The organism is Blautia acetica (assembly GCF_038739805.1).
Classification (GTDB): Bacteria; Bacillota; Clostridia; order Lachnospirales; family Lachnospiraceae; genus Blautia.
Genome location: NZ_JBBEWO010000030.1, coordinates 1 through 26452 on the forward strand (window position 1 = coordinate 1; position 26452 = coordinate 26452).

Genomic DNA, 26452 nt, shown 5'->3' on the forward strand with positions numbered 1-26452 from the left:
TGGGGGCAGCTGTAAATGTGGTGCAGTTAGCAGACTTCAGTGCGCCTTCCGGGCGCAAGCAGGTAATATCCCCTTATAGGGGGAGAACATGCCACCCGCTAAGCGGGTGGTCATGACTTTTGAAACGGAGGAATGGTATATGACCGAAAAAGAAATCAAAGCATTGCTTGCAGATATGACATTAAAAGAAAAAATAGGACAGCTTACACAGTTAGATGCCAGTTGTTTTAATGATGAAGGCCCGGTAACAGGTGCGGAGACAGAACTGGGAATTCCGGCAGAAGATTTTCCCTATGCAGGAAGTGTCTTAGGAGTAATCGGCGCACGGCAGGTGGAAAAACTGCAGAAAATGTGTATGGAAAAACAGCCGCATCACATCCCGGTGTTGTTTATGGCAGATATTATCAATGGATATAAGACAATCTTTCCTATTCCGCTGGCGCTTGGCTGTTCTTTTGATACAGAGGAAGTCAAAAAGGTGGGAGATATTATGGCACAGGAATCTGCAGCAGCAGGTCTGCATGTGACATTTGCGCCGATGGTAGATTTAGTTCGAGATGCCAGATGGGGAAGAGTTATGGAATCTACGGGAGAAGACCCATACCTGAATGCACAGATGGCAGCGGCTATGGTAAAAGGAATCCAGGGAGAAGCAGCCGATTATGAAGACCATCTGGGGGCATGTACCAAACACTTTGCTGCATACGGCGCCCCTACAGCGGGAAGAGAATACAATACCGTGGAGTTATCCCAGCGGACTTTACGAGACGATTACCTGCCGTCTTATCAGGCGGCTATTGACGCAGGAAGCGCTATGGTTATGACTTCTTTTAATACGCTGGACAGGATTCCGGCTACAGCAAACAGGTGGCTGATGAAAGACGTGCTGAGAGATGAAATGGGATTTAAAGGTGTGTTGATTTCTGACTGGAATGCCATAGGAGAACTGATAACCAATGGTGTGGCAGAAGGCAAAAAAGAAGCTGCAAGACAGGCAATTCAGGCAGGAACAGACATGGATATGATGAGCGGCTGCTATATGTCACAGCTGGAAACGCTGGTACAAGAGGGAATTGTTTCTGAGGAAACCATTGACATAGCAGTTCTCAGAGTTTTAGAATTGAAAAATAAATTGGGACTGTTTGAAAATCCATACCGCAAGGCGGATTCCAATCTGGAGGCCAAAAAGATTCTGGCAGAGGAAAACAGAGAGGCAGCCAGAAAAATTGCGGCAGATACCATGGTTCTGCTGGAGAATAAAGACCATTTCCTGCCGCTGAAGAAAGAAGAGAAAGTGGCATTTATAGGACCTTATGCAGATGAAAAACGCATGCTGGGTGCCTGGTCTTTCTTTGGAAGCCCGGAGGACACGGTAACCTGTAAAGCTGCTTTGGAAGAAAAGACAGAACAGGGATTGTTTGCAGAGGGCTGCGGTATTTTAAATCCGGGGCAGACGGCATATGGTTTCCGCTTTCATATGACAAACGAAGACAGCCAAGAGGAAACGGAAAAGAAGATTCAGGAAGCTGCCCGCGTGGCCGCAGAATGTGAGAAAACTATACTGTTTCTGGGCGAGGCCTGTATTCAGTCCGGGGAAGGCGGAAGCCGGGGAGATATTACTATTCCGGAAGTGCAAAAAAAGCTGTTAAGAGCCGTATCACAGGTAAATCCGAACCTGGCTGTAGTGATTCTGGCAGGACGTCCGCTGGATATCAGAGAGATAAAAGAACACGCAAAGGCAATTCTCTATGCATGGTTCCCCGGAACAGAAGGCGGTCACGCCATTGCTGATATTTTGTACGGAGACAGAAATCCTCAGGCAAGACTTTCCATGTCTTTGCCGTGGTGTGTTTCTCAGGTTCCGGTATTTTATGGAGAATTCCGCACCGGACGCCATGTGGAGGACGGAGAACAGATAGAGAACCGGTTTATGTCTCGTTATACGGATATTCCAAACCGGCCTTTGTATCCTTTTGGATATGGTTTGAGTTATACAGACTACAGTTATAGCCAGGTACAGGCAGATAAGACCGAATTTTCGCAGGGAGAAAGTCTGCAGGTATGGGTGACAGTGAAAAATACCGGCAGCAGAGAAGGAACAGAAACCGTACAGCTTTACATAACAGACGAATGTGGCAGTGTAGCCAGACCGGTACGGGAATTAAAGGATTTCCAAAAAGTTATTTTACAGCCGGGAGAGGAAAAGAAGGTATGCTTTACGATTCAGGAAGACATGCTTCGTTTCCACCGCGCAGATATGCGATTTGCAGCAGAGCCGGGAGAATTTACCGTGCGCATTGGCGCAGACAGCAGAACAGAAAATGCATTGAAATTTTATCTGAAATAAGACAGAGAGTGCAGGGAAGTAGTAGAAGGGAGAATAGAGGTATGAAATTTACAGACGGCTACTGGAGTGTGAAAAAGGAAATGACGCCGCTCTATGCAGTGGAATATGCAGACAGCAGAAGAAAAGGGGATGAACTGACCATCTACGCCCCGGCGAAGAACATTGCGCATCGCGGAGACAGCCTGAATCTGGGAATGCTCACCATACGGCTTTCCAGTCCCATGGAAGATGTCATTAAGGTTTCCGTGGTACATTTTGAAGGAACGGCTTATAAAGGACCATTTGCAGAGATAAATCAGACCAGTCCTCATATTTCCATAGAAGAAACCGAAGATTTTATTACCTATCAGTCCGGCCATACAAAAGCGGTGGTAGACAAACGCCCCAATTCCTGGGGGATCCGTTTCCTGGACGGAGACCGGGAGATGACCAATACCGGTTTCCGTAACATGGCAAATATTTTAAATAATGAAACAGGAAGAAAGTATACCGTAGATGCCCTGGCTATTGATGTAGACGAGTATATTTATGGTCTTGGAGAAAGATTTACTCCTTTCGTGAAAAACGGACAGGTGGTGGATATGTGGAACGAGGACGGCGGTACAGCCAGTGAGATTTCTTATAAGAATATTCCGTTCTATATTACCAATAAAGGATACGGTATTCTTCTGGACAATGAGGGAGATGCTTCCTATGAAATTGCCAGTGAGAAAGTAGAAAGAATTCAGTTTTCCGTGGAAGGCGAGCGTCTGGACTACTATGTGATTAACGGACATACCCCAAAGGGAACCATTCAGAAGTATGCAGAACTGACCGGAAAACCGGCACTGCCTCCGGCCTGGTCTTTTGGCCTCTGGCTGACTACATCCTTTACCACCAATTATGATGAGGAAACCACCAGCAGCTTTATCCAGGGCATGGCAGACCGAGATATTCCGCTGCATGTGTTCCATTTTGACTGTTTCTGGATGGAAGGTTTTGAGTGGTGTAACTTTGTATGGGATCCGAAAACCTTTCCGGACCCGGAGGGCATGCTGAAACGTTACCACCAGCGTGGGCTGAAAATCTGTGTATGGATTAACCCCTATATCGGACAGAAATCCCCGCTGTTTGCAGAGGGCATGGAATACGGTTATCTGGTGAAAAAATCCAACGGGGATGTGTGGCAGACCGATATGTGGCAGGCAGGCATGGGCCTGGTGGACTTCACCAACCCGGAAGCTGTGAAATGGTATCAGGGCAAGCTGAAAACTCTGCTGGATATGGGTGTGGACTGCTTTAAGACAGACTTTGGTGAGAGAATTCCGGTGAAAGATATTGCCTACTATGACGGCTCTGATCCGGTGAAAATGCATAATTATTATACTTTCCTGTATAACAAGGCAGTATTTGAGCTGCTGGAGAGAGAAAGAGGAGAAGGCGAGGCGGTACTGTTTGCCCGTTCTGCCACAGTGGGAGGACAGCAGTTCCCGGCACACTGGGGAGGCGACTGCTCTGCAAGCTATCCCTCCATGGCAGAAACCCTGCGCAGCGGACTTTCTCTGGCCTGCGGAGGATTCGGCTTCTGGAGTCATGACATCAGTGGATTTGAAAATACAGCCCCGGCAGATATTTATAAGAGATGGTGCCAGTTCGGACTGCTCAGTTCCCACAGCCGTCTGCATGGTTCCAGTTCTTACCGTGTGCCGTGGATGTTTGACGATGAGGCCTGTGATGTGCTGCGGAAGTTTGTGAAGCTCAAATGCAGCCTGATGCCTTATCTATACCGCCAGGCTGTGGTTTCCCATGAAGAGGGAACACCGATGATGCGGCCTATGTTTGTGGAATTTCCGGAAGACAGAGCCTGTGAAACCCTGGACAAGCAGTACATGCTGGGAGATTCTCTGTTAGTGGCGCCAATCTTTAAGGAATCAGGAGAAGTGGAATATTATGTGCCGGAGGGAAAATGGCAGAATATTTTGACAGGAGAAACAGTAGAAGGCGGAAAATGGCAGAAGGAAACATATGATTATTTCCATATGCCGCTGCTGGCAAGACCCAACACGATTCTGGCAGTAGGAAACAACAGTGAAAGACCGGACTACGATTATGCAGAAGGAATAACCTTGTATCTTGTAAACATGGAAGACGGAAAAGCGACGGAAACTGCTGTGACAGATTTACAGGGAAATACGGTGCTGACAGTAAAAGCCAGAAGAAATGGAAAAACCGTAACCGTATGCGCAGAGGGCCGAACAAAACATGTGACTTATAAGATTATGGGAAATGAAGAACTGGAAGTCGCAGTGGAATAATTCCGTAAGAAAATAAAAAATAATTTTCCCCATTGACAACCCTTCCCTTATCGTTTATTATTCTTTTTAATGAAAGGGAGTAGCTGGCACTGCAAGGTGTTTACGGCGTCGTCAATCTCGACGGGAGTATTCTCGTCCGTGTCGTGATGAAACAGCGAGACTTTTATTGCATAGCAGACTGTGCAGTAAAGGTCTTGCTGTTTTTTTGTTACCTGCGACATAGAAAGACCTTTACGAAGCACACTATAGTAGAGCCTGTAAACCAAAGCTCAAAACAAACGGAGGAAAAAGCATGAAAGAGTATTATCAGATGTCACGAACAGAAGCGCAGAAATCTGTGAATGGCAGCACCCACCCTTTAAGCGAGGACCAGATTAAGAAAAATCAGCAGAAATACGGTCCCAATGCCCTCGTGGAGGAGAAGAAAAAATCCATACTCCAGATATTTCTGGAGCAGTACAAAGACTTTCTGGTTATCATCCTGATTGTGGCAGCCATTGTATCCGGTTTGCTGGGAGAGACAGAAAGCGCCATTGTAATTTTAGTTGTTATTACCATGAATGCCATTTTAGGAACAGTTCAGACAGTAAAAGCCGAACAGTCCTTAGACAGCCTGAAAGCCATGTCCGGGCCGGAAGCAAAAGTATTTCGCAATGGTGATGTGATAAAAGTGCCGTCATCAGAAGTTACTATTGGTGATATTGTTATGCTGGAAGCCGGTGATTATGTTCCGGCGGACGGACGTATTCTGGAAAATGCCAGTCTGAAGGTAGACGAAAGTGCTCTTACGGGAGAAAGCCTTGGAGTGGATAAAACAGAAGAAGAAATCAGCGGTCAGGATGTCCCTCTGGGAGACAGAACCAATATGGTGTATTCCGGAAGCTTTGTTTCCTACGGCAGAGGTTCTTTCCTGGTAACTGCCATTGGTATGGAAACAGAAGTTGGAAAAATTGCAAAACTTCTGAAAAGTACATCCGAAAAGAAAACACCGCTGCAGATGAACCTGGATAACTTCGGACAGAAGCTGTCTATACTGATTCTGGTATTTTGTGCGATTTTATTTGGAATCAGCGTGTTCAGAGGCGAATCCATCGGAGACGCGTTCCTCTTTGCTGTTGCGCTGGCTGTAGCGGCAATTCCTGAAGCTTTAAGTTCTATTGTTACCATTGTGTTGTCCTTCGGTACACAGAAAATGGCGAAAGAACATGCCATTGTCCGTAAATTGCAGGCAGTGGAAGGTCTGGGAAGTGTCTCTATTATCTGTTCAGATAAGACAGGAACGCTGACTCAGAACAAAATGACCGTGGAATACTACTATGTAGAAGGTAAAGAAGTTCCCGCAGCAGACATTGATTTGGAAGAGGAAGCACAGAAACAGCTTTTGCGTCACAGTATTTTGTGTAATGACTCTACAAACAAAAACGGAGAAGAAATCGGTGACCCTACAGAGACAGCTTTGATTAATCAGGGAGATGAACTGGGTGTTCCGGCAGAAACGGTAAGGGAGAAATACCCAAGATTCAGCGAAGTTCCTTTTGACAGTGACAGAAAGCTGATGTCCACGCTGCACACATTGAAAACAGGTTCTACTATGGTAACCAAAGGCGCGGTAGACGTTTTGCTGGGCCGGGTGACCACAATTCAGAAAAATGGAAAAGCAGAACCGATTTCCCAGGCAGATATTCAGGAAATCGAAGAACAGAACCAGAAGTTCTCCAGAAACGGTCTGCGTGTGCTGGCCTTTGCTTATAAGAGTGTACCGGAAGGCACAACGATTACAGTAGAGGATGAAAACGATATGACCTTCCTTGGTCTGATTGCCATGATGGACCCGCCGAGAGAAGAGTCCAAAGACGCGGTAGCAGAATGTATCAAAGCCGGAATCAAACCGATTATGATTACCGGTGACCACAAGGTAACGGCAGCAGCCATTGCCAAACGTATCGGTATTCTGAAAGATGAATCTGAGGCCTGTGAAGGCGCTGTAATTGAAAACATGACAGACGAAGAGTTACAGGATTTCGTAGAAGGAATTTCTGTATATGCCCGTGTTTCACCGGAGCACAAAATCAGAATCGTCAGAGCATGGCAGGAAAAGGGCAACATTGTATCTATGACAGGTGACGGGGTCAACGACGCTCCGGCGCTGAAACAGGCGGATATCGGTGTGGCTATGGGTATCACAGGAACAGAAGTTTCCAAAGATGCGGCATCTATGATATTGACAGATGACAATTTTGCGACTATTGTTAAAGCTGTAGAGAACGGACGTAATGTCTACAAGAATATTAAGAGTGCGATTCAGTTTCTGTTATCCGGAAACTTTGCGGGAATCCTGGCCGTTTTATATGCTTCCATTGCAGGACTTCCGGTACCGTTTGCACCGGTACATCTGTTATTTATCAATCTTTTGACAGACAGTCTTCCGGCTATTGCTCTTGGACTGGAGCCGCACAGCGAGTCCGTGATGAATGAAAAACCAAGACCGATGAACGAATCTATTCTGACAAAGAATTTCCTTTCCAAAATCGGAATCGAGGGTCTGGTAATTGGTATTATGACAATGATTGGCTTCTACATTGGCTATCAGGAAAGCGCGCTTTTGGCGTCTACATTGGCCTTTGGTACGTTGTGTATGTCCCGTCTGGTACATGGGTTTAACTGTAAATCAGATGCGCCTGTATTGTTTACAAAGAGATTCTTTAACAACATTTATCTGGCAGGAGCCTTTGGTTTAGGCGTGCTGCTGATTACTGCAGTTATGATGATTCCGTGGCTGAACGGTATCTTCCAGGTTCAGACATTAAGCCTGACACAGCTGTTGATTATGTATGGTTTGTCTCTTGCCAATCTTCCGATTATTCAGTTTATTAAATGGATTCGTAAAAAAATCGGTAAATAAGAGAATCAGGGAGGGTATCTATGGAGTTGAATAAGAAAAACATGAAGAATCTGATTCTTCTGATTGTCTTTGCAGTGTTGTTTTATGTGGGAGTGCAGAGAATCGAGAATCTGGCAGCAGGTATTCTCTTTGTGTGCAGAGTGGTCTTTCCTTTTATTCTGGGCGGCGCACTGGCGTTTATTTTGAATATACCCATGAGTTTTCTGGAGGAGAAGCTGTTTCACAAAGTAAAGAAAAAGAAGTTTGTAAGACCGGTCTGTCTGGTATGTTCCATTCTCTTTGTGGTGGCTGTGATTCAGGTTGTGCTGGTGGTTGTATTGCCGGAGGTGGCAACAACTTTTTCCAGTATCAGCAAGAATATAGAAGCCTTTCTTCCAAAACTGCAGAGATGGGCAATAGATACGTTCCCTGACAGCAAGCAAGTAACTTCCTGGATTCAGAGTATTGAGTTTAATTGGGATAAAATTATCCAGACAGCTATTAATTTTCTGAAAAACGGTGCGGGAAATGTGCTGAACTCCACCTTTACGGTGGCAAAAACAGTGATTAATTCTCTGATGAACTTTTTCGTAGCCTTTGTGTTTGCCTGTTATATATTGCTTCAGAAGGAAAAGCTGTCTGTGCAAATCAAAAAAGTGCTCTACGCATTCCTTCCTTTGAAGGCAGTGGACAAGACTTTAGAGGTGGCGTCTTTAAGCTATAAAACCTTTTCCAGTTTTGTCACAGGACAATGTCTGGAGGCTGTGATTCTGGGAACCATGTTTTTTATTGTTATGAGTATTCTAAGATTCCCATATGCTTTGCTGGTAGGCGTGGTCATTGCCTTTACTGCACTGATTCCTATCTTTGGCGCTTTTATCGGCTGTGTGATTGGCACATTTTTGATGCTGGTGTCCAATCCCATGCAGGCTGTAGCCTTTGTGATTTTGTTCCTGGTATTGCAGCAGATAGAAGGAAATCTGATTTATCCTCATGTGGTGGGCGGTTCTGTGGGTCTTCCGTCTATCTGGGTGCTGGTAGCCGTCACTGTGGGCGGCAGCCTGATGGGGGTTGTGGGAATGCTGATATTTATTCCGCTGTCCTCTGTGGTTTATGCACTGTTTCGGGAAGTGGTATATAAGAGGTTGAAGGAGAGAGGCATTCATGATATTTGAAACACACGCGCATTATGATGATAAAGCGTTTGATAAAGACAGGGACGCACTGTTAAAGTCCATGCCTTTTAAAGGCGTGGAAACCATTGTAAATGTAGGGGCCTCTTTTCAGGGCGTATTGGATACGGTAAAACTCACAGAGCAGTATCCTTTCGTCTATGGCGCTGTGGGAATCCATCCGGACGAGGTGGGAGACCTGAGCGAAGAGAAAATAAGAATTCTGCGCAGATTCTGTGATTTGGAAAAAATTGTGGCTGTGGGAGAAATCGGTCTGGACTATTACTGGGATAAGGAAGGTCATGACATACAGAAAAAATGGTTCGTACGGCAGATGGACCTTGCAAAGGAGACGGGTTTGCCCATTATTGTGCACAGCCGGGATGCGGCAAAGGATACGATGGACATTATGAAAGCGGAGCGGGCCGATAACCTGAAAGGTGTGATTCACTGCTATTCTTACTCAAAAGAACAGGCCAAAGAGTATATGAACATGGGATATTATCTTGGAATCGGCGGAGTGGTGACCTTCAAAAATGGAAAAAAGCTGAAAGAAGTGGTGGAATATGCGCCGCTGGATTACCTGCTTTTGGAGACAGACGCCCCATATATGGCGCCGGAGCCCCACAGAGGAGAGCGAAACTGTTCCCTTTATTTGGAATATGTGGCGGAAACCATTGCGGAAATCAAAAGAATTTCCAGACAAGAGGTAATAGAAGTGACACGGGAGAATGCCCGGAGGTTATTTGGAATAGGATAAAAAGAAGCTGCTGTATAGAGTGCCGGCGGGCACTTTATACAGCAGTTCTTTTTACTTAGGAATTTCCTGCAGTTTTTCATTTATGTAAGCCATGGCTTTTTCAGTCTGTGCTTCCTCGGCAGGGAGAGCAGAAGCGGTATCGCACAGACGATTATCCCCCATAACAGCCAGCATGGACTTTTTCAGATTGTAGCCTATCAGACTGCTGAGGGCATTTACGAGAATGTCAGAAGCTTCTTTATTTTCTAAAATTTCTCTGGCTGTATCATGGATAGAATAATATCCCTCGCGGAAAGTGAGTTCCCGTTCTTTATTCAGGTCTACATGTTCAAACCAGTTAGTCACTCCGGTTTCGGAAGCGTCTTCCACAAACTGATAAGCAGAGAAAGGTTCGGAAACTTTCTCAAACACAGCGGTATCACAGCAGAAGGCACTTTTGGCTGTGATGGTTGTAAAGCCTTCCTTTAAAGGAATGTTGCGGAAGAGGAATACCCGTTGTCCCTGTTCTTTCTTAAAGAAAGCGCCGTTGACATATAAAGAAATTTCCGGTGCATTGCTGTATACCTTTATATCTATGGCAGAATCCGTCCGTTTTCCATAGCGTTTGCTGCAGATATGAACCATGGGTTCGGGATTCCAGTATGCTTTATACAAATAGAAGGAATCTTTTTTTATCTGCCGGTCTATGGTTACCAGTCCCTTATTGTTGCGTCCCGCTACACCGCCTTCTTTTCTGGCATCACAGCCGAAATCAAACATATTCCAGATATGCGTAGCCCACAGCCAGGGGCGTTCTTCAATGATTTTTGCCATGTGTTCATGGTAAAGAGCCTGATATTCTTCGCTGTAGTCTCCTGCTTTAGGTGTATCGCTGTGATAGGAAATAATACCCTCGCAGCCATATTCTGAAATTCCCAATGCACGCTGGGGGTAGGATTGATGGAAAGTATCAAGCCATTTTTCGTTATCTTCCAAAACACCGGTATACCAGCCAAAATAATGATTATAGCTGAGAATATCGGTAATACAGTTCTGTTCATCCTCCATAGGGAGAGAGGAAAGCTGCGCCATTGTGGTCAGACGGGAAGAATCTAAAGTCTTTGCCAAAGCATTTAAGTCTTTCAGGTTTGCCAGAAGCTGCGGTGTATTGGCTCCAATGGTAATCTCATTGGAAATCCCCCAGAAACAGATGGAAGAATGATTGTAGTTCTGGTAAATGAGTTCTTTCATCTGCAGAATACAGTTTTGGTGGGCGTCGGGCGTGTCACTCATGCGGCTGATAAAAGGAATTTCAGCCCAAACAATAAATCCCATTTCATCGCAGAGATTGTAGAAATCCTGACTGTGCTGGTAATGGGCAAGACGAATGGTGTTGGCGCCCACTTCTTTTATAAGGCGTGCGTCCATTTCGTGGTGTGCCAGAGTCAGGGCATTGCCAAGTCCAAGAAAATCCTGATGACGGGAAACACCACGCAGTGGTGTCAGTATTCCATTGAGATAGAACCCTTTTTCCGGGTCTACGTGGAACTCTCGGAAACCATGACGGACAGTTACCTGATCAAGAACTTCATTGTGGCGGTACAGCTCTGCTTTTATGCTGTAGAGATAAGGTGACTGAACACCCTGCCACAGATGAACATCAGACAGGAAAAATTCTGTATAAGTATCAGCTGCAGCCGGCTGTGCTGTCTGTGCAATCAGAGAACCCTCCTGGTCATAAATGCTGAAAAGCACCTGGTCAGTTTCCTTTGCATTGGAAACATAGGCGTGGAGGGAAAGCTGGACCTGATTTCCGTTTTTTATTTCTGAGCAGGCCGTTATGCCTTCGGAACCATAATAATCCAGACAGAAATGGGTCTTGGGAACGGTAAGGACTCTCACATCGCGGTACAGTCCGCCATAAAAGGTAAAGTCAGCAACCTGTGGATAAATATGGTCATAGTGCTGATTGTCTGTCATGACAGAGAGAAGATTCAAGCCCTTATGGAGAAATGCAGTAATGTCCACACGGAAACTGCTGTACCCGCCTTCATGTTCTGTTACCTGTGTGCCATTTACATAAACCTTACATAAAGAAGCTGCAGCCAGAAATTCTATATAGATGCAGGTATCAGAGGGCAGTTCTGAAATCTGCAGTTCTCTGACATACCAGCATGCCCCGCGGTAGTAATCACTGCCGCCGTCTTGGCCGTCCAGGCAGTTCCAGGTATGGGGCAGTGAGACCCGCTCCCAGTTTTCAGGAAGTATCTGGGGAATCTGTTCCTGTTTGTTTTTAGCAAAAAACCAGTCGTCTTTCAGTGTTATTATTTGTCTCATAAGTTGTGTTTCCTCCCGGTATTAGAATAATATCTGGCTGTATTCTAGCATATACAGAACCGGGAGGTGAGTAGGATTCTTGGGAATTACCGTAAAATTTATACTTTTAGGAAAGAATTTCACTTCGGTAGTCTTTGGGTGTCTTTCCAACAATTTTCTTAAACATCTTTGTGAAATAGTTTACATCGGCAATTCCGCAGTGCTGTGCAATGGTCTGAATCTGGAGATTGGATGTGTTCAGAAGAAAGACCGCATGGTTGATTCTTTTGCGTTTTACATATTCTGTCAGGGTGAGTCCGGTTTCCTTCTTAAAAAGTGCGGACAGGTAGCTGGGATTGACATTCAGGCGCTTGGCCTGGGCGTCCAGACCCAAATTCCCCGTCAGGTTTGTGGTAATCTGCGTCATAACCTTTTGTATAATAGGGGAGTAACCCTTCAGGGAATGGCTTTGAACCAGATGGCAGTATTTGCGGATAATATCTTTTTGCAGAGCCAGAGAATCAGTGGGACGGGACAGCTTCACAATTCTTTCCAGCGTATGGGAGGAAAGGTGTCCAATATGAATCGGAGGTACGTCGGCAGATTCTGCAGCTTTGCGCAGTAAAGTGTTTAACATAATGCTCTGGGCTTTCTTCCATTCCAGAGTGTTTTCCCAGGGGAAAACAGAATAGTTTTTCTTGAGGGCAAAGAAACGGTTCAGAAAGATTTCTGTGGCATTCCATTGCCCCTGGCTGACCAGCTTCAGCAGTTCGTTCTCGCAGTCGTAATATTCTTCCATGAGCTGTATGCTCAGCAGAGTTTCTCTTGGGAGCTCCATGTCCTGACTTTCCGTAGTGGGATTCAGTTCGGGAGCGGCAGGGGTTTCGATATTCTGAAAAGAAAAATTGTCTAGGGTTCCCCAAAGCAATTCTCCAAAGGTATTTACAATGGTGAAGAGGGCGCTTTCGTCTGTGAGTACGGGAATCCCGGGAGAAAAAGTCTGAGGCGCGGTTTCTTTTTCAGCAAAAACAGAAGAAACTACATAAGGTCCTATGGAAATATAGGAAGCAGGCTGCGTATCAGGAAGGCGAAAGAAAAGGAAATAGAATCCTGAAGTCCGGATCCGATAAATAGTGTTGGTTGAATCAGAAGTCAGGCAGTTGGAGAATGGCTTTAAATCTTCTGGGGACTGCAGACAGGAGACGGTCAGGTTCATGTTTTTTAGTATATTAGAAAAGAAAAGAAATTCTTTTTTCCAGTGCATAATATCCTCCTTACAGGTGACAGGGACAATAGTATATATATTGTTAATTATCGTATAATTTTTTGAGTTATTCAAGCGTAACATAAAAAAATACGGGAAGTTCACAAAAAATTACTCACATAAATGGCAGAGAGTGGGGTAATATTCAAGGACAGAACAAATACAGGAGGAGAAAATGAAATGAAGAATGAAAAAGCTATGCGTCCTTTTGGAATAAGGGATAAAGTCGGCTATATGTTTGGAGACTTCGGAAATGATTTTACATTCCTTTTTGCCAGCACCTTTCTTATGATTTTTTACACAAAGGTTCTGGGAATCGGAATGGGAATGGTAGGGACCCTGTTTCTGGTAGCCCGTTGTATTGATGCGTTTACAGATGTTACCATGGGGCAGATTGTAGACAGAGCAAAAGAACAGAAGGACGGACGTTTCCGCCCATGGATACGCCGTATGTGCGGTCCGGTGGCTCTGGCTAGCTTTCTGATGTATCAGTCCGCTCTGGCCGATGCGTCTATGACGATTAAAGTGGTTTATATGTTTGTAACGTATATTCTGTGGGGAAGCGTGTTCTATACTTCGATTAACATACCGTATGGTTCTATGGCTTCAGTACTCAGCAGTGAAAGTGATGACCGTTCCTCTCTTTCTACTTTCAGAAGTGTGGGAGCGTCCCTGGCCAGCCTCATAGTCTGCGTTGCAGGACCTATGATGGTTTACACTACAGACGAAGCGGGAAATCAGATTGTAGAAGGAAGCCGCTTTACCCTGATTGCGGGTATATTTTCCGTAAGCGCAGTGATTTGTTATCTGCTCTGCTATTTTATGACGACAGAGCGTGTGAAGAGAGCGGCGGGAACAGAAGAAAAAACAAGCGTTGTAAAATCCTTAAAATCTGCCCTGACCAGCAGGGCTTTAATCGGAATTATTGCAGCGGCAATTCTGCTTCTTTTGGCTTCCTTGATGGCACAGTCTGTAAACCAGTATGTGTTTATTGACTATTTTAAAAATAAAACGGGTCTGTCACTTTTAAGTTTATGTGCGATTATTCCGTCATTTTTACTGGCGCCGTTCATTGTTCCGCTGAGCAGAAAATTTGGTAAAAGAGAGCTTGGTGCAGCCGGATGTATTGTGGGTGGTTTATCCTCCGTTCTTTTATTCTTTATGCATACTAAGTCTATGGGATTGTATATCGCCGTTTCTGTAGTAGGATATATTGGATTTGGATTCTTTAATATGATTATCTGGGCCCTGATTACAGATGTTATCGATGACCAGGAAGTCAGAACCGGAAAACGCGAAGACGGTACGGTTTATGCGGTGTATTCCTTTGCAAGAAAAATCGGACAGGCTTTGGCCGGTGGTATGGGCGCCTGGGCTTTAGGACTGGCAGGCTACAACTCTTCCGTACAGGTGCAGACCCAGGAGGTAGCAGATAAAATTTACGGTGTGGCAACCATGCTGCCGGGAATCTTATATATTGGCGTTGGACTTTGCCTGCTGTTTCTTTATCCTTTAAGTAAGAAAAAAGTAGAAGAGAACATTCTGCTTTTGAAAGAGAGAAGACAGGACGGTGTGAAAGGAGAATAAGGAAATGATACAGGAAACTGAACCAAAAATATTAAGTAAAAAGAATCCGAAAGGTCCGCTCCTGAAGTGGTCTGCAGATTCCGGAGTGAAATTGCTGGAAAAAGACGGTTTATATTTTAAAGACTTGGCAAAAGACGGGAATTTTTATCCCTATGAAGACTGGAGACTGTCCGCACAGGAAAGGGCAGAAGATTTGGCCTCCAGGCTGTCCATAGAGCAAATTGCAGGACTGATGCTTTACAGTAAGCATCAGTTTGTACCTGGACTTTCTTCCGACTATTTCGGGAAGGTGACCTATAGCGGAACTTCTTTACAGGAGGCTCAGGTTCCTGTACATGCTTTGTCAGACCAGCAGAAAACCTTTCTCACAGAAGATTTTTTACGGCATGTTCTTGTGGTGGCTGTTTCTTCCGCAGAGTCATCTGCGAAGTGGAATAATCGTCTGCAGGCGCTGACAGAAGGATTGGAATGGGGCATACCGGTTTCCGTCAGCTCTGACCCAAGACACGGTACGACGGTATCTTTTGAGTTTGACGCCGGTGCAGGCGGAGACATTTCCCATTGGCCTGAATCTTTGGGAATGACAGCGGCATTTGACCCGGAATTGGTGAGAAAGTTCGGGAAAATTGCTTCACAGGAGTATCGGGCGCTGGGAATTAATACTGCCTTGTCTCCTCAGATAGATTTAAGCACAGAGCCCCGCTGGAGCCGTTTCGGAGGAAGCTTCGGAGAACATTCCGGCTTGAGCGCAGAACTGGCGGAAGCTTATTGTGACGGATTCCAGACTTCGGAAGGTGAGAAGGAGATTGAGGACGGCTGGGGGTATGACAGTGTAAATGCCATGGTGAAGCACTGGCCGGGCGGAGGCGCCGTAGAAGGCGGACGTGATGCCCATTTCCCATGCGGAAAATATTCTGTTTATCCGGGAAATAATTTCGAAGAGCATTTAATTCCATTTACGGAAGGTGCTTTTAAGTTAAAGGGAAAGACCAAAATGGCCAGCGCAGTTATGCCTTATTATACCATTATTTACGGACAGCCCGGAGGCGAGAATGTAGGGTGCAGTTACAGCAAATATCTGGTTCAGGATTTGCTGCGGGGAACCTGCAATTACGACGGTGTTGTCTGCACAGACTGGAGTATTACAGCGGATGAAGGCCCTCTTGACAGTATGTACAGCGGAAAATGCTGGGGCGTAGAGCATTTGAGTGAACCGGAGAGATGTTATAAGGTTATTATGGCAGGCGTAGACCAGTTCGGCGGTTTAAACGAGAAGGAAAATGTTCTGAAGGCATATGAAATTGGGGTAAAGGAACACGGAGAAGCCTTTATGAAGCAAAGATTTCAGGATTCTGCCCGCAGACTTCTGAAAAATATTTTCCGTACCGGATTGTTTGAAAATCCGTATCTGGTTCCGGAAGAATCCGCAAGGCTTGTGGGATGTCCGGAATATATGCAGGAAGGGTTTGAAGCCCAGCTGAAGTCTGTGGTTATGCTGAAAAACAGGAATCAGGTGCTGCCTCTTAAGGAAAAGACTAAGGTATATGTTCCTAAGCAGTATATACCCGCCTATACGGACTGGATGGAAAATCAGGTGAAAGAGCATTGGGAATTACCAATGAATCCTGGGCTGCTGAACAAATACTTTACACTGGTGGATACACCACAGGAGGCAGAGGCTGCAATCTGCTTTTTGAGACAGCCGGATGGCGCCGGGTTCAGCCTTTTAGGAGGATATGATGCAAAAGACAGGGAAAACGGAGGGAACGGATACCTTCCGGTGAGCCTTCAGTACCGCCCGTATACGGCAGAAAAAGCAAGGGAACACAGCATTGCAGGGGGTGATCCGCAGGAAGATTTTATCAACAGAGGATATAAAGGAAAGACCACAGAAGTAGACAATGAATGCGACCTGGATATGCTTCTGGATACCCGCAGACAGATGGGAGATAAGCCTGTGATTGCCTGCGTGAGCATGACGGGGCCTATGGTGATGGCAGAATTTGAAGAGGCAGCGGACGCAATTCTCACCACCTTTGGAAATCTTCCCCAGGCTTTAATGGAAATTATCAGCGGAAGGAAAGAACCGTCAGGTTTGCTTCCTCTGCAGATTCCGGAAAATATGGATACCGTGGAAGAGCAGTATGAGGATGTTCCTTTTGATATGATATGTCATGTGGACAGTGAGGGACATACCTATGATTTCGGATATGGATTAAACTGGAAAGGCGTTATCTATGATGAACGTGTCAGAAAATATGCTCATCATCCGGAGAAAAATATCAATAAAAAAGATATGGAAACAGAAAGCTAAGAGCTGTTTTGAGAAGCTGACAGTTTTCTGAAGCGTTTGGACAAGGGCAGAAAGTTGAGAAAGAGACTTTCTGTCCTTGTTATATTGTTCAGTCAGAAAGCGAAATCAATTCTCCTCGAAATGCTTTTTTACAAATTTTTAGATTCTTTGTCCGCTCTCATTTTCTGAATATATTCTTTGGGTGTCATTTTCGTATATTTTTTAAATAAGTGGCTGAAATACTGCGGATTATTGCCGCACCCTACTTGTTCCGCGATAGAGTAGATTTTTTCAGCGTCACAATTAATTAAAAGCTGCTTGGCTTTCTTAATGCGCAGTTCATTCAGATAAGCGGAGAATTTTATCCCGGTTTGCAGAACAAACTGGCGGCTTACATAGTCTACATTCATAAAAAGCTGATTTTCTACAATCCATTTCAAGGTTAAATTGCAATCCCCGATATGTTCATTGGTGTAATCTAAAATTTCCTGTATAAAAGGTTTCAGTTTTCCATTGCTGATAACCGGTGCGGGATACAGAATTTCCAGTTTCTCAAAAAGAAAATCGCAGATTTCCTGATTGGAAGCTACAGAAGCGGTAAACATCATAAAATTGGTCAGTTCCGCAGCAGGAAGGGAAGTAAAATTCTGCATGGCCCTTAATAAAAGGCTGTTGACCAGGGAACGGAGAAAGTTCAAGTCTTTAATAGAAGTTATAAGCTGCTTTAATTCCGCCAGAAGATTTTGGTGCAGGGTTTCATCCGTTTCCTTTGCCAACAGGTCGGAAATCTCCAATGTTTTCTGAAATACATAGTTGTAATTGCAGATGGTAATGGGATGGGTGCCGGAGTACAGGTAAATGGTTTCGTAGCGTTTTACTTTCCGGCACACAGTTTCCAGAAGCGGCATGAGGGCATCATAAATTTCTTCCTGAAAAGTACATGGACTTTGTGTCAGACTCTCTGAAAGAAATCCGGAAAGGCCGGACAGGTCAGAAAATCCCTTTGCCGGGTGGGGAAAGAAAAATAACAGAGAATTTTTCACATAAACGCAGGCAAAGGAAGAATCAAGGCCATGGCTTTTGAAAAAATACTGTATCAGGGAAATACAGGAACTGACAAAGGATTCTTCCAGAAAAAATACATAGCATAAATGGTAGGGGGTATGATAGAAATCAAGGTAGGTTTCATAAAGGGGCGGCAGCTTTTTAGCAGGCAGGTCTGAAGACAGAAGCTGCAGCAAAATATCATACATCAAATTTTTCTGCAGATGCCCGCCCAAAGAGGGCAGACTTTGCCCTGCAGCCTGTGAGGGCAGCTTTTTGTAATGCTCCTTTATAGAGTCCTTTACGGCCTCTATGATTTCCTGTTCGCTGCAGGGCTTTAAGATATAGTGTTTGATGCCGTATTTCATGGCTTCCCTGGCATAGGAAAAATCATGATATCCGGAAAGGATAATAAACTGGATATTATCATGATTCTGGGTGATTTTCTGAATCAATTCCAAGCCTGACAATTTAGGCATGCGAATGTCTGTCAGGACAATGTCGGGATATTCATCTAAAATAGCATCGTAAGCCTCAAGACCGTTCTTACATACCCCTACAATTTCAATATCAAGGCTTTTCCAGTCTATAATACTGCACATAGTTTCACGGATTATTTTTTCATCATCAGCAATCAGCAATCGAAGCATATCGGTCTCTCCTTTTTGCGTCAGTCCTGTCAGGGACTGTTATTTTTACGGTGGCAAACATTTCTTCGTTGATAAATTCCAGGCTGCAGGAATCTCCGAAGGCCAGCTCCAGTCGCTTGTAAACATTCAGAATTCCAATGCCGAAGCCGTTTGGAAGGATTTCCTTAGAAATCAGTTTTTCCAGAAGGTTTTCTTCGAACCGGGACTCCGTATTGGACACGGTAATCACAATGCATTCCGTTTCCCGGTGTGCTTTTATATAAATCAAACATTCATCGCTGTCCTCCTCCAGGGTATAGTGAATTGCATTTTCAACCAGGGGCTGCAGTGTGAATTTAGGAAGGTAAGTATCCACAAGTTCGGGCGGTATCTCCGTTTCACAGCGCAGACTGTCTTCAAAGCGGATTTCCTGAATATTCATATAGTATTTAACCAATTCCAGTTCCTGGGACAGAGACGAATCTTTGTTTTTCCGGCTCAGTGTAATCCGCAGCAGCTTTCCCAGGGATTCTGTCATCAAGGAGATAGGTACGTCTTTCAACAGCTTTGCCCTCCAGTTAATGGACTGTAGGGTATTGTACAAAAAATGGGGATTTATCTGCATTTCCAGCGCTTTTAATTGTGACTCCTTGGCAAGCAGTTTGTGTTCATAGTTTTCTTTTATCAGAGTCAGTATTTTTGCGGCCATGGAATCAAATTGCTGATGGAGAAGACCGATTTCGTCATAACGGTTTTCGTATGAATAAGGGCAATGAATAATTTCAAATTTTTCATTTCCAAAGGCCTTTATTTTGGTCATCAGCGCGTCAAAATGTGTTACCAGGGGTTTCATAAGCACTTTGGTAAGCAAAATACAAAGAAGAAGGCTGGAAAACAGGATGAAGATAAAAAGTTGCTGGAAAAATTGAATATTCTTGTACATATCCTCATAAGGCGAGAGACAGAAATAATCCCAACCGGTATCTGTAATGCATCCCCGTATAGTAAAGTAACGGTCTTGGCAGATTTTTTGAATGGAATATTCGCCTAAATCCACTTTTTCCAGTGCAAATCTTTCGTAATTTTTCAGCGAAGCCGGTGCATAAAGGGTCTGGCTGCCGTTGCACAGAATGTAGGACACAGAATCCTGACTTTGGTTTGGGGCGGAGATGTCTTCCATCATCTGCCGGATATTAATATTTATAATCAGCACTCCCAGGTCGTCCAGTTTCAGGTGTTCAATCCGGCGAAGGCTTCGTACCAGAAAAATCCCGTAAGTATCACAGTAATCGGTAATCCAGCAGAGCCGTCCGTCCTGAGTCCGGGCTGTTTCCAAGATTTCTGATTGAAGTTCAGAGGGAAGAACATGGGAATCAATGCCGGAAGACAGAACAGAAAACTTGTCAGTAACTACCTGTACATAATCTACATAGTAAGATTTGTACTTTTGATAGTAGTTGTTTAGCGCGGCATGTACCCGGGCATAAGAATTAGAGGGCGTGTTGCTGCCATTGCCGTCCTTGCTTTCCGAAAGGGCTGTCTGTATGGAATTATCTTCTAAAATAAAATTAGCCATGCCCTGTACCGTGTGCAGATTCCGGGAAATATCTTTGGAGGAATAAGTCAGCAATTCCCCGGAAGTCTGATACAGCATACGATTGCTGGAACGTATAATCAACAGGAAGCCAGCAAGGATAAATAACGCAAATAAGAAGATTCCCGGAAGCAAAAGTATAAGAAACTTTTGGGCAAGCGGGGCATTTTGTACTTTTTTTCTTATTTTATGAAACATGAAGTCTACCTCCATTTTCTTTAATTTTCAGTAATGATATTATAACAGTTAGAAAAGAAAAAACCAATGAAAGAGGAAAAAATGCAAGGTTTCGTCTAAGAAGAACTAGGTTTTGTTTCTTTCTTCTGTCTGAAACATGGCATATAATAAACATCACAAACGACGGTCGTGAAAAAATGTAAAGGAAAAGAGGTTGAAGAGACTATGAAAAGAAGAGTGTTAGCAGTGATTCTTGGTATGACTATGGTTTGCAGTATGGCAGCCTGCGGCGGAAGCAGCGGAGAAAAGGAAAACAGTGAGAGCACAAAGGAAGATTCCGGAAAACTGACCTTTGCCTGGTGGGGTAACCAGGTACGAAATGAGCGTACCAGTAAAATTCTGGAAATGTATTCGGAAGAAAATCCTGGCGTAACCTTTGACGGACAGTTTTCAGAGTGGAATGATTACTGGAATAAACTGGCAACAGCGTCAGCAGGACATACGATGCCGGATATTGTGCAGATGGATTTACAGTACTATGACCAGTATGTAAAGAATGGATTGCTTCTGGACCTGACACCATATATAGAGGAGGGAAAACTGAACTTGTCAGATGTAGATGAGAGCATTCTGGATTCTGCAAAAGTAGACGGAAAGACTTATGCAGTCTGCAATGGCGTGAACGCACCTGCACTGCTGTACAATAAAACCGCTTTGGATAAAGTGGGAATTCAAGTGAAAGATGGGATGACCATTGATGAATTTGTAGAACTGTCTAAAGAAGTAAAGGAAAAAACGGGATTGCGCACCAATATTGGATATAATCATGAAACTCTGCCAGAGTACTGGCTTAGAGCAAAAGGCCAGGTGTTTTTTGAAGAAGGAAAGCTGGGGGCAAAAAGTGCAGATGATATCAGTACTATTTTTGACCTGGAAGAACAGGCGGTGAAAGAGGGCTGGCATGTAGACCCCAGTGTATTTACAGAGATTACGGTAGGCTCTGCCGAGCAGGACCCTATGGTTTACGGAAGCAATGAAGACAGCATGTCTTGGTGTACTTTTGCTTACTCCAATCAGTTATCTTCAATTCAGCAGGCTGCACCGGAAGGGGTAGAAATCGGAATTACTACCTGGCCTTCAGATGACCTGGAAAAATCTAATTATCTAAAGCCCAGCCAGTTTTTTGCAGTAACGGCGGATTGTAAAAATCCAGAAGAAGCCGTAAAAGTGTTGGATTATATTACAAATTCTGTGGAATGTAACGAAGTATTACTGGGAGAAAGAGGTGTGCCGATTTCTCAGAAAGTATCAGAGGCCATCACTCCCCAGTTAGATGAAACCAATCAAAAGATAGTGGGTTACATTAACCAAGTGGTCACTCCAACCTGTAGTACCATAAATCCTGCAGCGCCTAATGGGGCAAATGAAGTTTACGATTTGCTCAAAAATTTAGAGGAACAGGTACTATACGGTCAGATTACCGCAGAAGACGCAGCGAAACAATTATTTGAAGAGGGAAATGCCTTCATGGAGGCAGGCGCTCAATAAAGAAAAGGAGTCGAGGAAAGTATGAAAAAGACAAAGCAAATGTCCATACGCAAAAAGCTGAATACCGAAAGTGCAGCAGGTATTATCTGCACCATGCCTTTTATTATTGGATTCCTGTTGTTTATGATAGTCCCTATGGGAATTTCCCTGTACTACTCTTTCTGCAATTATGATATCCTTTCCGCACCCAAGTGGTGCGGTCTGGATAACTACATTAAGATGTTTACAGATGACCCAAAATTCTGGAAATCTATTGCAGTAACCTTTTATTTTGCGTTGGTTTCCGTGCCCCTGCGACTGATTTTTGCCTTGATTGTAGCAATGATTCTGGTAAAGAGCAGTAAGGCATCTGCTTTTTACAGAGCCGTATATTATCTGCCTTCCATTATTGGAGGCTCTGTTGCAGTGGCGATTCTGTGGAAAAGAATGTTTGCAGCAGACGGTGTAGTGAATAAAATTTTGTCTGTGTTTGGATTTCCAGCGGATTTTGCATGGCTGGGAAATACGAAGACCGCTATCTGGACGCTGATTATTCTGGCAGTTTGGCAGTTTGGTTCTTCTATGTTGATTTTCCTTTCAGCATTGAAGCAAATTCCCACAGAATTGTACGAGGCGGCAGATGTGGACGGGGCTAATAAATGCAATAAATTTTTCAAAATTACCCTGCCCCTTTTGACCCCCACTATTTTCTTTAATCTGGTCATGCAGATGATAAACGGATTCCTGGCCTTTACCCAGTGCTTTATCATTACTCAGGGAAAACCCATGGATTCTACATTATTTTATACCGTGTACACCTATTTCCAGTCCTTTAAGTTTTACAATACCGGATACGGCGCAGCCCTGGCATGGATTATGCTGCTTCTTATTGGGCTGATTACACTGGTATTATTTGCAACAAAGAAATTTTGGGTTTATGATGAAGGGAATTAACGGATATGAAGAAAGCAAGAATACATAGAAAAATTATCTATCATGTCATAGTTACCATATTTGGCCTGATTATGATTTATCCGCTGGTCTGGATGATTATGAGCTCCTTTAAAGATACAAATACTATTTTCACTACAGCGGGACAGTTGATTCCTGAAAAATTTACATTGGATAACTACATCAATGGATGGAAAGGATTTGCAGGAGTAAGTTTTGGAACCTTCTTCAAAAACTCTTTGTTTATTTCCGTAGTAGCGACTGTGGGAACTGTATTTTCATCTTCCATAGTAGCTTATGGACTTGCGAGATGTAAGTTTAAAGGTAAAAGAATTTTGGTAGTTGCCATGCTGCTGTCCATGATGCTGCCGGCACAGGTGTTGATGATTCCTCAGTATCTCTGGTATCAGAAACTGGGGTGGGTAAATTCCTATATGCCTTTGATTGTACCATATTGTTTTGCCATTCAGGGTTTCTTTACCTATTTGATGATGAATTTCATTCAGGGAATTCCCAGAGAACTGGACGAAGCGGCAAAGATTGACGGCTGCTCGTATTACGGGATTTTCGGAAGAATTATTTTTCCGCTGATGCTTCCGGTATTGATTACATCTGGTATTTTTTCCTTTATGTGGAGATGGGACGATTTCCTGTCTGCCCTGCTTTACATTAATGATTCAACAAAATATCCGGTGAGTCTTGCTTTGAAATTATTTAGTGACCCTGGTTCTTCTTCCGATTACGGCGCTATGTTTGCTATGGCTACACTGTCTGTACTGCCGATTATGCTGATATTTATTTTCCTGCAAAAATATATTGTAGAAGGAATCAGTACCTCCGGCTTAAAAGGTTAAGTATGACGTGAATATGAAATTTGATGAAAAGGAGAATGTCTTATGATTTACAAAGAAGGAAAAGTGTCTGATGTACAAATTGCTTACATAGGGGGAGGTTCCAGAGGTTGGGCTTGGACTTTCATGACTGATTTGGCATTGGAACCTAATATGAGCGGAACTATTCGTCTGTATGATTTGAATGAAAACGCAGCAAAGGCGAATGAAACAATCGGAAATCATGTTACAGAAAGAGAAGAAGCAGTTGGTAAGTGGAAATATGAAACTTATACAGATGCAGAACAGGCGTTAACTGGGGTGGATTTCATTGTAATTTCCATTCTTCCGGGAACTTTTGAGGAGATGGCTGTTGATGTACATATGCCGGAGCGTTTGGGAATTTATCAATCTGTAGGAGATACTGCGGGACCGGGAGGTATTATGCGTGCACTTCGCACCATTCCCATGTTTGTAAAAATTGCAGAGGATATTAAAAAGTATGCTCCGTCTGCCTGGGTTATCAACTATACCAATCCTATGAGTTTATGTGTGAAAACGCTGTATCATACTTTCCCGGAAATTAAGGCATTTGGTTGCTGCCACGAAGTTTTTGGCACACAGAAAGTTTTAAAAGCCATTGCAGAAGAAAAGCTGCATTTGGAAAACGTGGATAGAAGAGACATTCATGTTAATGTATTGGGTATCAACCACTTTACATGGTTTGATTATGCAGCATATAAGGGTGTTGATTTGTTCCCTGTTTATAGAGAATATATTGAAGAACACTATGAAGAGGGATACAATGAGCCGGATAAAAACTGGGCAAACAGCGCCTTCAACTGTGCCCATAGAGTAAAATTTGATTTATTTAAACGCTATGGTTTCATTGCAGCAGCAGGAGACCGCCATCTGGCAGAATTTATGCCGGGTGATGAATATTTAAATGACCCAGAAACAGTGAAAAGTTGGAAATTCGGTCTGACAACGGTAGACTGGAGAAAGAAGGATTTAAAAGAACGTCTGGAAAAGAGTGACAGACTGTTACACGGCGAAGAAGAAGTCGAGTTGAAACCGACAGGAGAAGAAGGAATTCTTTTAATCAAGGCGCTTTGTGGTTTGGAAAGAGTAGTGAGCAATGTAAATATTCCGAATACAGCTTTGCAGATACCGAATCTTCCTGCATCTGCAGTTGTAGAAACAAATGCAGTATTTGAAAGAGATGCCATTCGTCCAGTTGCAGCAGGAAAAATACCGGAGAATGTGAGAACATTGATTATGCCCCATGTGGAAAATCATGAGACAACTTTGAAAGCAGCCTTAACTTGTGACAAAGAACTGGTAGTACAGGCCTTTTTGAATGACCCGCTTGTAAAGGGTAAAAAGTGTACAGAAGAACAGGTTAGAGAACTGGTAGATGATATGCTTCAGGGAACCTTGAAATATCTGCCAGAAGGCTGGAAAAATTAAATTTGTGAAACCTTTCATTTTTTTGGGCAGGATTCTACTATTGGTGGAACCTGCCTGTTCCTTAAAATGTAGTGGAAACCTGCCGGTGTCTGTGTTACAATATATATGAAAGCATTATATTTCCACTATCTAAAAAATCTGTTGCGGCATCTGCCGTGTCTGAAACTCTGACAGCATATCAAGGAAAATCTCAATGCTTTTATTCACAAGAAACAGAAAATGCAGAGAGGTTTTAGGAGACATGTTGGAGGATAACAGATAAAGAAGGGTTATCTGTTGCCAAAATGGAAAATGTTTGGCAGAGTGTTTCCACCTCCTGCAAAGAAAAGAGGAGGTATTTACATTATGGAAACAATGAAAACCGTTCCAAACAGAATGTATAAGGCTACGGTGTTTGCCATGCTTTTTGAGGACAAAAAGCGTTTGCTGGAACTTTATAATGCCATTAGCGGAAAACATTATACGGACCCGGATATGTTGGAAATTAACACTTTGGAAAATGCCATTTATATGGCTGTGAAAAATGATATTTCTTTTCTCATAGATGCCAGATTGTCGTTATATGAGCATCAGTCCACATACAGTCCCAATCTTCCGCTTCGGTTTCTGTTGTATATTTCCAGTCTTTTTTCGTCTATGACAAAGGAGCTGAATCTGTATGGAACAAAGCCCATAGAACTTCCGACACCCCAGTTTGTGGTATTCTATAATGGTTTACAGGAACAGCCAGACAGAAAAATACTGAAACTTTCAGACCTTTATACGGTAAAAGGAGAGTGCAATCTGGAGCTGGAAGCGGTAGAAAAGGCTATAGAAGAGTGCATCCGGGAAGGGATTTTGAAAGAATTTCTGGAAAAGAATAAAGCGGAGGCAAGGAATATGAGCATATTTGAATATGACCAGGAAAAGCACCTCAGGCAGGAGCGGGAAGAAGCCTGGGAAGAGGGAAGAAAGGTTGGAGTAGAGGCTGGAATTCTTCAGGGATTAGAGAAAGGGTTGGCACAGGGAAAAGAACAGGGAAAATATGATATGCTCTGTAAACTCATACAGAAAAAGCTGAACAAAGGAAAGAATACAGCCGAGATTGCCAAAGAACTGGAAGAACCGGAAGAGGTTATCATCGGTATTTTGGAGAAACTATAAAATTCATGCTTCACCAATACTGTAAGGACATTTTGGGAGGGCAGGATTCCACTATTGGTGGAACCTGCCTGTTTCTTAATGTGGACTTTAGTCTGTTTCGCCCATTGGAGTTTTTCGTTGATCCGAAAAATGGAGATGGGCGAAACAATAATCCACCCGCTATGCGGGTGCGCGTCGATTGTTATACAAAAAAA

Annotated in this window: 17 protein-coding genes; 13 read left to right on the forward strand and 4 right to left on the reverse strand. The window is 43.8% G+C overall.

Annotated features, from left to right (window positions below; all coding sequences use genetic code 11):
* Positions 1 to 88 precede the first annotated feature (88 nt).
* The 5 genes from bglX (at position 89) to WBS51_RS14450 (ending at position 9454) form a co-directional block, all read left to right on the forward strand.
* Positions 89 to 2347, forward strand: a complete 2259-nt coding sequence (bglX, locus tag WBS51_RS14430; protein ID WP_294462561.1) for a beta-glucosidase BglX — start codon at positions 89 to 91, stop codon at positions 2345 to 2347.
* Between the two features lie 41 nt (positions 2348 to 2388).
* Positions 2389 to 4641, forward strand: coding sequence for an alpha-xylosidase (gene yicI, locus WBS51_RS14435; RefSeq protein WP_294462558.1), 2253 nt, complete (start codon positions 2389 to 2391; stop codon positions 4639 to 4641).
* A 292-nt stretch (positions 4642 to 4933) separates the two neighbouring features.
* Complete coding sequence (locus tag WBS51_RS14440; protein ID WP_173749385.1) at positions 4934 to 7543, forward strand: cation-translocating P-type ATPase; 2610 nt, start codon at positions 4934 to 4936, stop codon at positions 7541 to 7543.
* Positions 7544 to 7563: 20 nt separating this feature from the next.
* Entirely contained in the window at positions 7564 to 8697 is a 1134-nt protein-coding gene (locus WBS51_RS14445; RefSeq protein ID WP_173749386.1) for an AI-2E family transporter, read from the forward strand.
* Positions 8687 to 9454: a TatD family hydrolase gene (locus WBS51_RS14450; RefSeq protein WP_294462553.1), complete on the forward strand. Its 768-nt coding sequence runs from the start codon at positions 8687 to 8689 to the stop codon at positions 9452 to 9454. The genes WBS51_RS14445 and WBS51_RS14450 overlap by 11 nt, the downstream gene beginning before the upstream one ends.
* A gap of 51 nt (positions 9455 to 9505) precedes the next feature.
* On the opposite strand, the gene WBS51_RS14455 is transcribed toward WBS51_RS14450, so the two are convergent.
* Positions 9506 to 11770: a glycoside hydrolase family 2 protein gene (locus tag WBS51_RS14455; RefSeq protein ID WP_173749388.1), complete on the reverse strand. Its 2265-nt coding sequence runs from the start codon at positions 11768 to 11770 to the stop codon at positions 9506 to 9508.
* A 106-nt stretch (positions 11771 to 11876) separates the two neighbouring features.
* Positions 11877 to 13013: an AraC family transcriptional regulator gene (locus WBS51_RS14460; RefSeq protein WP_173749389.1), complete on the reverse strand. Its 1137-nt coding sequence runs from the start codon at positions 13011 to 13013 to the stop codon at positions 11877 to 11879.
* A 180-nt stretch (positions 13014 to 13193) separates the two neighbouring features.
* Here WBS51_RS14460 and WBS51_RS14465 point away from each other — a divergent pair, with 180 nt between their 5' ends.
* Positions 13194 to 14600 (forward strand): MFS transporter, encoded by a 1407-nt coding sequence (locus WBS51_RS14465; protein WP_173749390.1) that lies wholly within the window; start codon positions 13194 to 13196, stop codon positions 14598 to 14600.
* Between the two features lie 4 nt (positions 14601 to 14604).
* Positions 14605 to 16914 (forward strand): glycoside hydrolase family 3 protein, encoded by a 2310-nt coding sequence (locus tag WBS51_RS14470; protein WP_173749391.1) that lies wholly within the window; start codon positions 14605 to 14607, stop codon positions 16912 to 16914.
* A gap of 128 nt (positions 16915 to 17042) precedes the next feature.
* On the opposite strand, the gene WBS51_RS14475 is transcribed toward WBS51_RS14470, so the two are convergent.
* Together WBS51_RS14475 and WBS51_RS14480 are read right to left on the reverse strand one after the other, a co-directional pair.
* Complete coding sequence (locus tag WBS51_RS14475; protein ID WP_173749392.1) at positions 17043 to 18587, reverse strand: response regulator; 1545 nt, start codon at positions 18585 to 18587, stop codon at positions 17043 to 17045.
* Positions 18565 to 20358 (reverse strand): sensor histidine kinase, encoded by a 1794-nt coding sequence (locus WBS51_RS14480; RefSeq protein WP_294462545.1) that lies wholly within the window; start codon positions 20356 to 20358, stop codon positions 18565 to 18567. The genes WBS51_RS14475 and WBS51_RS14480 overlap by 23 nt, the downstream gene beginning before the upstream one ends.
* A 204-nt stretch (positions 20359 to 20562) precedes the next feature.
* Here WBS51_RS14480 and WBS51_RS14485 point away from each other — a divergent pair, with 204 nt between their 5' ends.
* The 6 genes from WBS51_RS14485 to WBS51_RS14510 form a co-directional block, all read left to right on the forward strand.
* Entirely contained in the window at positions 20563 to 21885 is a 1323-nt protein-coding gene (locus tag WBS51_RS14485) for an ABC transporter substrate-binding protein (protein ID WP_173749394.1), read from the forward strand.
* A gap of 21 nt (positions 21886 to 21906) precedes the next feature.
* Complete coding sequence (locus WBS51_RS14490) at positions 21907 to 22818, forward strand: carbohydrate ABC transporter permease (RefSeq protein WP_173749395.1); 912 nt, start codon at positions 21907 to 21909, stop codon at positions 22816 to 22818.
* A 5-nt stretch (positions 22819 to 22823) separates the two neighbouring features.
* Positions 22824 to 23669 carry a carbohydrate ABC transporter permease gene (locus WBS51_RS14495; protein ID WP_173749396.1) on the forward strand — a complete coding sequence of 282 codons (846 nt, stop codon included), beginning with the start codon at positions 22824 to 22826 and terminating at the stop codon, positions 23667 to 23669.
* A gap of 42 nt (positions 23670 to 23711) precedes the next feature.
* A complete protein-coding gene (locus WBS51_RS14500; RefSeq protein WP_173749397.1) occupies positions 23712 to 25115 on the forward strand; it encodes an alpha-glucosidase/alpha-galactosidase in 1404 nt (467 codons plus the stop codon).
* A 345-nt stretch (positions 25116 to 25460) separates the two neighbouring features.
* The gene (locus WBS51_RS14505; protein WP_226853603.1) at positions 25461 to 26258 is read left to right on the forward strand and encodes a hypothetical protein; all 798 of its coding nucleotides are present in this window, start codon (positions 25461 to 25463) and stop codon (positions 26256 to 26258) included.
* A 5-nt stretch (positions 26259 to 26263) separates the two neighbouring features.
* Positions 26264 to 26452, forward strand: a 189-nt coding sequence (locus WBS51_RS14510) for a hypothetical protein (RefSeq protein ID WP_342694143.1), incomplete at its 3' end; no start/stop codon positions are given.

What these genes read in the sequence shown, in the direction of transcription:
- bglX (WP_294462561.1), top strand. Translation starts at nt 89, where the DNA reads ATGCCACCCGCTAAGCGGGTGGTCATGACTTTTGAAACGGAGGAATGG.
- yicI (WP_294462558.1), top strand. Translation starts at nt 2,389, where the DNA reads ATGAAATTTACAGACGGCTACTGGAGTGTGAAAAAGGAAATGACGCCG.
- WBS51_RS14440 (WP_173749385.1), top strand. Translation starts at nt 4,934, where the DNA reads ATGAAAGAGTATTATCAGATGTCACGAACAGAAGCGCAGAAATCTGTG.
- WBS51_RS14445 (WP_173749386.1), top strand. Translation starts at nt 7,564, where the DNA reads ATGGAGTTGAATAAGAAAAACATGAAGAATCTGATTCTTCTGATTGTC.
- WBS51_RS14450 (WP_294462553.1), top strand. Translation starts at nt 8,687, where the DNA reads ATGATATTTGAAACACACGCGCATTATGATGATAAAGCGTTTGATAAA.
- WBS51_RS14455 (WP_173749388.1), bottom strand. Translation starts at nt 11,770, where the DNA reads ATGAGACAAATAATAACACTGAAAGACGACTGGTTTTTTGCTAAAAAC.
- WBS51_RS14460 (WP_173749389.1), bottom strand. Translation starts at nt 13,013, where the DNA reads ATGCACTGGAAAAAAGAATTTCTTTTCTTTTCTAATATACTAAAAAAC.
- WBS51_RS14465 (WP_173749390.1), top strand. Translation starts at nt 13,194, where the DNA reads ATGAAGAATGAAAAAGCTATGCGTCCTTTTGGAATAAGGGATAAAGTC.
- WBS51_RS14470 (WP_173749391.1), top strand. Translation starts at nt 14,605, where the DNA reads ATGATACAGGAAACTGAACCAAAAATATTAAGTAAAAAGAATCCGAAA.
- WBS51_RS14475 (WP_173749392.1), bottom strand. Translation starts at nt 18,587, where the DNA reads ATGCTTCGATTGCTGATTGCTGATGATGAAAAAATAATCCGTGAAACT.
- WBS51_RS14480 (WP_294462545.1), bottom strand. Translation starts at nt 20,358, where the DNA reads ATGTTTCATAAAATAAGAAAAAAAGTACAAAATGCCCCGCTTGCCCAA.
- WBS51_RS14485 (WP_173749394.1), top strand. Translation starts at nt 20,563, where the DNA reads ATGAAAAGAAGAGTGTTAGCAGTGATTCTTGGTATGACTATGGTTTGC.
- WBS51_RS14490 (WP_173749395.1), top strand. Translation starts at nt 21,907, where the DNA reads ATGAAAAAGACAAAGCAAATGTCCATACGCAAAAAGCTGAATACCGAA.
- WBS51_RS14495 (WP_173749396.1), top strand. Translation starts at nt 22,824, where the DNA reads ATGAAGAAAGCAAGAATACATAGAAAAATTATCTATCATGTCATAGTT.
- WBS51_RS14500 (WP_173749397.1), top strand. Translation starts at nt 23,712, where the DNA reads ATGATTTACAAAGAAGGAAAAGTGTCTGATGTACAAATTGCTTACATA.
- WBS51_RS14505 (WP_226853603.1), top strand. Translation starts at nt 25,461, where the DNA reads ATGGAAACAATGAAAACCGTTCCAAACAGAATGTATAAGGCTACGGTG.